This is a genomic window from Acutalibacter sp. (assembly GCF_056800975.1).
Genome location: NZ_JBQISV010000105.1, coordinates 1 through 6,615, shown reverse-complemented (window position 1 = coordinate 6,615; position 6,615 = coordinate 1). Strand labels below are relative to the sequence as shown.

At 55.6% G+C, this 6,615-nt stretch carries 6 protein-coding genes; 2 read left to right on the top strand and 4 right to left on the bottom strand.

All coding sequences use genetic code 11. The features are described from left to right. Together ACTO5E_RS09530 and ACTO5E_RS09525 are read left to right on the top strand one after the other, a co-directional pair. Positions 1-1,641, top strand: a 1,641-nt coding sequence (locus tag ACTO5E_RS09530) for an efflux RND transporter permease subunit (RefSeq protein ID WP_482303219.1), incomplete at its 5' end; no start/stop codon positions are given. 22 nt (positions 1,642-1,663) lie between these two features. Next, on the top strand, positions 1,664-3,808 hold the full coding sequence (locus ACTO5E_RS09525) for a methyl-accepting chemotaxis protein (RefSeq protein WP_482303218.1): 2,145 nt from the start codon (positions 1,664-1,666) through the stop codon (positions 3,806-3,808). 78 nt (positions 3,809-3,886) lie between these two features. On the opposite strand, the gene ACTO5E_RS09520 is transcribed toward ACTO5E_RS09525, so the two are convergent. The 4 genes from ACTO5E_RS09520 to ACTO5E_RS09505 all read right to left on the bottom strand — a co-directional run. Beyond that, on the bottom strand, positions 3,887-4,531 hold the full coding sequence (locus tag ACTO5E_RS09520) for an SdpI family protein (protein WP_482303217.1): 645 nt from the start codon (positions 4,529-4,531) through the stop codon (positions 3,887-3,889). Then, on the bottom strand, positions 4,515-4,796 hold the full coding sequence (locus tag ACTO5E_RS09515) for an autorepressor SdpR family transcription factor (protein ID WP_482303216.1): 282 nt from the start codon (positions 4,794-4,796) through the stop codon (positions 4,515-4,517). The genes ACTO5E_RS09520 and ACTO5E_RS09515 overlap by 17 nt, the downstream gene beginning before the upstream one ends. A gap of 171 nt (positions 4,797-4,967) precedes the next feature. Next, complete coding sequence (locus ACTO5E_RS09510) at positions 4,968-5,978, bottom strand: GGGtGRT protein (protein WP_482303215.1); 1,011 nt, start codon at positions 5,976-5,978, stop codon at positions 4,968-4,970. Positions 5,979-6,013: 35 nt separating this feature from the next. Next, positions 6,014-6,615, bottom strand: a 602-nt coding sequence (locus ACTO5E_RS09505; RefSeq protein WP_482303214.1) for an iron-sulfur cluster assembly scaffold protein, incomplete at its 5' end; no start/stop codon positions are given.

Sequence of the window (6,615 nt, the reverse complement as noted above, 5' to 3'; positions counted from 1 at the left end):
GCGTTGGTGGATACGGAGATGCCATTGTACATCCTGTGCGCGGTAGGAGCCAGCCTGCTGGTGCTTTTTCTGGCAACGGAGAGCGCCATTGTACCCCTGCTGTTTATGATCGGGCTCATCTTCCCCATCCTCTACAATTTTGGCTCTAATATTTTTTTAGGAGAGATCAGCTATATTACGCAAGCATTGTCGACCGTGCTGCAGTTGGGCGTGACCATGGACTTTTCTATTTTTCTTTTACACCGGTATGAGGAGGAAAAGTTACAGGAATCTGACAAGGAACGGGCAATGGCCCGGGCCATTGTCAACACCTTCTCCTCTATTACCGCATCCAGTCTGACCACCATTGCGGGGTTTCTGGCCCTTTGTACCATGCGGCTTACTCTGGGGCGGGACATCGGAATTGTTATGGCAAAGGGCGTAGCCCTGGGTGTGCTCTGCACCATCACCATTCTCCCCTCGCTGATTCTTACCTTTGACCGGGCAGTGGAAAGGCATCGCCACCGGGTGTTCATCCCCCAGCTCAAAGGGGCGAGCCGGTTTGTGGCAAAGCATCCCGGGCCAGTTATCGCGGTATTTCTGATTCTTATGGCGCCCTTCTCTCTGGCTCAGAGCAAGACCAGCGTATACTATACCCTGTTTGACAGCTTGCCTCAGGATTTGACCGGGATTGCCAGCACAAACAAGCTGCGGGATGACTTTGGCATGACCACCTCTCACTTTATTCTGGTCGACGAAAGCTTGACCAATGGAGAGATCAGTAATCTCTGCAATAAACTGAAGCAGGTGGAGGGCGTGACGCAGGCCGGTTCTGCGGAGGCATTTACGGAAGGAATTGATATGGCCTTTTTACCTGAAAATGTCCGTCAGCTGGCCCAGTCAGGGGGATACAAGCTGATTTTGGCCAACAGCGCCTATAAAAGCGGCACCGATGCCTTGAACGCCCAGTTGGAAGAGATAAACGCTTTGGTAAAGGCGGCAGACCCGCAGGGGGTAATCACCGGCGAGGGCGCCATGACAAAGGACCTGATTGAAATTGCGGACACGGACTTTGCCCATGTGAATGTGGCCTCTATCGCTGCGGTTTTTGTCATCATTGCCCTGAGCTTTATGAGCCTGTCGGTTCCGGTTCTGTTAGTGGCGGTTATTGAAGGAGCTATCTTTATCAACCTGGGCATCCCCTATTTTACAGGCACAACGCTGCCCTTTATTGCCAGTATTGTGATTGGGACAGTCCAGCTAGGGGCGACTGTTGACTACGCTATTCTGATGACCACCCGTTTTCGGGAGGAGCGGAGCATTGGCCGCACAAGCCGGGAGGCTGCCCAACTGGCCTGCCAATACTGCAGTCAAAGCATTTTGTCCAGCGGTTTGACATTTTTCGCTGCCACAGTAGGCGTTGCCGCAATCAGCAAAATGGAGCTGCTGAAGAGCATTTGTCTCCTGATCTCCCGGGGTGCGCTGGTCAGTATGGTGTTGATTATTCTGGTGCTGCCCTGCCTGCTGATGGTGTTGGAGCCTGTTATCAGGCACACTACATGGCGATGGCTCAAAAAGTCTGACAGCATATCGCAAGAACCTCTTCCGGATATGGACGATTTAAGAGAAAATAGTCCTAATATGCCTATGAAAGCCGATTGATTAGAAAGGAGCGCAAATTACGATGAAACCTGCTAAAAAATTTTTCTGTCTGGCTATGTCGGCAGTGTTGGCCGCCTCTATGGGAATGCCCGCGATTGCGGCCGGAGAATTGGAGAAAAAGGAGACCGTTTACACAATTTTGAACCCTGACGGCAGTCTGTCCAGCCAAAGCGTCAGCGTACACCTGCACCGGGAGGGCGGTCTTTCTGGTGTTGCCGATGAAAGCAGTCTTTCCGATATTGCCTGCACCAGCGGCGAGGGCGGGTTCACCCAGAACGGCCAGACCCTCACCTGGAATGTGGAGGCGGACGATGCCCATTATAACGGCAGCACGGAGAAACAGGCCCCTGTCAGTGCGGAGATCACCTACTGCCTAGATGGGACGGAAGCGCCTTTGGAGGAGCTTCTGGGCAAGTCCGGCCGGTTGTCCGTCTCGGTCCATTTTACCAATCATGAGACTGCTATCGTGACTGTCAACGGTCAGGAACGTCAGGTATGCGCCCCCTTCTTCACGATGGCAGCTGTGGTCTTGGATGAGAATGCCACAAATATTCAGGCGGAGCACGGCAGGACAGAGAGCTTCAACGGCAGACAGGCGGTGGGCTTCTTATGTCTGCCTGGCGTTAATGATAGTTTGGACGGGCTGCTCTCCGGCACAGATTTGGAAGATAAGCTTTTTGACACTGTGACAGTAGAGGCTGATGTGAAGGAGTTGACTGCTCCCACTATTTTTGTGGCCTGCGCTACAGACCCCGAGCTGTTGGAGGACACTGCTCTGGATGAATTGGAAAAGCTGGAAGGCCTGGGCGATGACATGGACGCTATGGAAGAAGCCATGACAAAGCTGCTGGACGGCGCGGCTCAGCTTGCCCAGGGGGCTTCTGAGCTGAGTACCGGCGCGGTCAAGCTCCAGGATGGGGTGATACAGCTGGACAACGGCGCGGCAAAGCTGCGCGACGGCACTGCCGCTCTGCAGAACGGCGCAAGTGCGCTGAACAGCGGCAGCGTCTCTGCCCGGGATGGGGCCAATGAGTTGAAGTCCGGCGCAGACCAGCTGGCCGCCGGACTGGGCAACCTGCAAAGCGGCGCAGGCGCGTTGTCTTCTGCCTGTCAGCAGCTGAAAACAGGCAGCGCGACTCTGGCTGCCGGGTTGAATACGCTTAATGAGCAAAGCGCTCCGTTGAACGCTGGGGCGTCACAGGTGTTGGAGGGCTCAGCCGCCCTGGCAGAGTCCTTGAGCCCAGAGGGAACGCTGGGCTCCGGTTCCCAGGCCTTTGCCGGCGCTCTGAGTGACGCGGCGGCACAGGGCTCGGCAGCGATGCAGCAGCTTCCCTCCCCCGAAGCCTTTGGGCAGCTGCTGGCAGGGGCAGGGATAGACCCGGAACAGCAAGCTCCGCTGCTGACTGCCTACACAAGCGCATACCAGGCGGCTGGGGGGCTTTCCTCCGGGATGGACCAACTGAACGCACAATACGCGCAGATCCAGGGAGGAATTCAACAGGCCGGCCAGGGAGCGGCTGCTCTGTATCAGGGTGCGGGCGCACTGTCACAGGGTACGGCAGAGTACACCCAGGGCGTAGCCAACGCTGCTGCCGGAGCCAACCAACTGGACAGCGGTCTGGCTCAGCTGGGCCAGCAGCTGCCGGGACTGACAGGAGGCGTCAACGAGCTGGCAGCTGGCGCGAACCAGCTGAGTGTTGGTGCAGGCAGTCTGCGCGACGGCAACGCCGCTCTGGCTGACGGCGCGGCTCAACTGGCCGCTGGGATTGATGAACTGGCTGCGGGAGCCGGGCAACTGACAGAGGGGATTCAGGCTTTGGTACGCGGTGCGGCTGAATTGGCAGAAGGCGCCTCCCGTCTGGCTGAGGGTTCCAGTGAGCTTCAGGATGGGCTGATCCGTTTTGACGAGGAGGCGATCTCAAAGTTGACCAGCAGTGTCGACCCGGAGCAATTAGAGGAGCTGAATGTGACGGTAGAAAGCATGAAGGAGCTGTTGAAATCCTACCAAAGCTTTTCCGGCGCAGCTGAGGGAACGCAGAGCTCGGTCAAATTCATTATGAAGACCAGACAGCCTGAGCAAAAAGCAGAGACTGAGGCTGTTGATGAGAAATACCCCACCGAGGAGTCCGGCAGTCTTTGGGAGCGGATCGTAGGACTGTTTCGCTGAGTGAAGCCATATAACAAAAAAGTGCCGTGTCAGCAATGCAAAGCTGACACGACACTTTTTTGTTCGGGCAGGAATTGCCTATTCATGATGGGGACGGTGCTGAAGGTCGTACACAAAGGAATAGAGGGTAGGAACCAGCACATTCAGGCATAGGGAGATCACAACGACCCATGGCGTGTTCAGTATGGCGGTGACGATCAGAATGGTGCCAGATATGATGCTGCACCGGCCTGCCAGACGGTGGGTGCGGTTCCAGTTTTCCGGGTCATGCAACGTCCATGGCAGTTTGAGGCCAAATGTGTAATTCTGCTGCACCTTGGGCAGATAGTTTCCCAGAACAATCTCCATGATTCCCACCAAACATATGCAGATAAACAGCATGTTGATCTTGGTGCCTAGTATGTAGGCATAAATCGCCATATTCATGACCAATGACACGATTGGCATCAGCCAGAACAACAGCGCAATGGGTTTTCTGCCTATGTTTTGAGATTTTGGGTCGGCGGACGTCAAAATGATGCAGAAAAGATGGGCTCCCAGCAAAATCAACGGCAGACCGAAAACGCCAAAGCCCTTGCCGCTCCAACCATCTGCTGTGCCGTCCAAACCAAAGTGCGTAGGCATGGTATCAGGCAGTTTGGGCCAAAGGACCAGCCCTACCAGAATTGGCACAAGAATAATCAGCGAAGTGGCCAGAAGCTTCCATTTATTCTGTTTCAGCATAACAGGACTCCCCTCCCTTTAGTTCAGCAATCCATAGCATGACTTCCTCCAGTACCGAAGTGTTCAACTCATAGAAGATGAACTTTCCCTCTCTTTGGTCCCGTACCAGCTCGGCCTCCTTCAATACGGACAGATGCCGGGAAACCGCTGCTCCGGTTACTGGAAAATGTTCTCCGATCTCCCCTGCCGACATTCTTCCTGACTTCAGCAGAGTGAGGATCTCTCTGCGAATCGGATCGGCCAGCGCTCGCAGGGTCATCTGCATAGTCCCATTTTTATCACTCCCAATCATTTAACTTTTAGCTTTAACGTTAAACGTAGTGTAACACGAATGACTGATATTGTCAAGAGTAAATTTGAAAGGAGCTAAAAATATGCAGAAAAGGACTGGTACAATGCCTGTACCAGCCCCTTGTTCTGTCAAATAATATGCAGATTACTTGCTCATGCCCTCAAATACAGCCACAGCGCAGGCCACAGTAGCGCCTACCATGGGGTTGTTGCCCATACCCATCAAGCCCATCATCTCCACATGCGCAGGCACAGAAGAGGAGCCAGCGAACTGAGCGTCGCCGTGCATACGGCCCATGGAGTCGGTCAAGCCGTAAGAAGCAGGACCAGCAGCCATGTTGTCCGGGTGCAGAGTGCGCCCGGTGCCGCCGCCAGAGGCCACAGAGAAGTACTTCTTGTCATTCTCCAAAGCCCACTTCTTATAGGTGCCGGCCACCAGATGCTGGAACCGGGTGGGGTTGGTGGAGTTGCCGGTGATGGACACGTCCACGCCCTCGTGCTTCATGATCGCCACGCCTTCCAGAACGTCGTTGGCGCCATAGCACTTGACAGCAGCGCGCTCGCCGTCGGAGAAGGGCTTGGTCTCCTCAATCTTCAGCTCGCCGGTGAAGAAGTCATAATCAGTCTTCACATAGGTAAAGCCGTTGATACGGGAGATGATGTAAGCGGCGTCCTTGCCCAGACCGTTGAGGATGATGCGCAGGGGCTCCTTGCGGGCACGGTTGGCGGTTTTGGCAATGCCGATAGCGCCCTCAGCGGCGGCGAAGGACTCGTGTCCGGCCAGGAAAGCGAAGCACTTGGTCTCGTCCCGCAGCAGCATAGCGCCCAGGTTGCCGTGGCCCAGGCCCACATTGCGCTGCTCGGCCACAGAGCCGGGAATGCAGAAAGCCTCCAAACCGATGCCAATGGCCTCAGCGGCCTCAGCGGCGGTCTTGACTTCCTTCTTGATTGCTACAGCGCAGCCCAAGGTGTAGGCCCAGCCGGCGTTCTCAAACGCAATGGGCTGCACGCCCTTCACAATGTCATAGGGGTCAAAGCCCTTGGACTTGCAGAGCTCCCGGGCCTCCTCCAAGCTGCCCAGGCCATACTCCGCAAGACATTTTTCAATCTTGGGCATTCTTCTTTCTTTGCCTTCAAACATGACGTCGTTAGCCATTTCGTTGTCCTCCTAAGTATAGTATGGGTCTGGAATTATTCTTCTCTGGGATCGATGTATTTGGCAGCGCCGTCGAACCTGCCGTACTGGCCGATATTATTCTTATATGCCTCATCGGGAGAGACGCCGTGGCGGATATCCTCCAGCATCTTGCCCAGCTTGACGAACTGGTAGCCGGTGACCTCGTTGTTCTCGTCCAGGGCCATCTTAATGACATAGCCCTCGGCCATCTCCATGTAGCGGACGCCCTTGGCTCCGGTGGAGAACATGGTGCCCACCTGAGAGCGCAGGCCCTTGCCCAGGTCCTCCAAACCCGCGCCAATGGGCAGACCGTCCTCAGAGAACGCGGTCTGGCTGCGGCCATAGGCCAGCTGCTTGAAGATTTCACGCATGGCAACATTGATGGCGTCGCACACCAGGTCCGTGTTCAGGCACTCCAGCAGGGTCTTGCCGGGAAGAATCTCAGCGGCCATAGCAGCGGAGTGGGTCATGCCGGAGCAGCCCAGGGTCTCAACCAGAGCCTCCTGGACGATGCCTTCCTTCACGTTCAGGGTCAGCTTGCAGGCGCCCTGCTGGGGAGCGCACCAGCCGATGCCGTGGGAAAGCCCGGAGATATCCTTAATCTCATAGGCCTTGA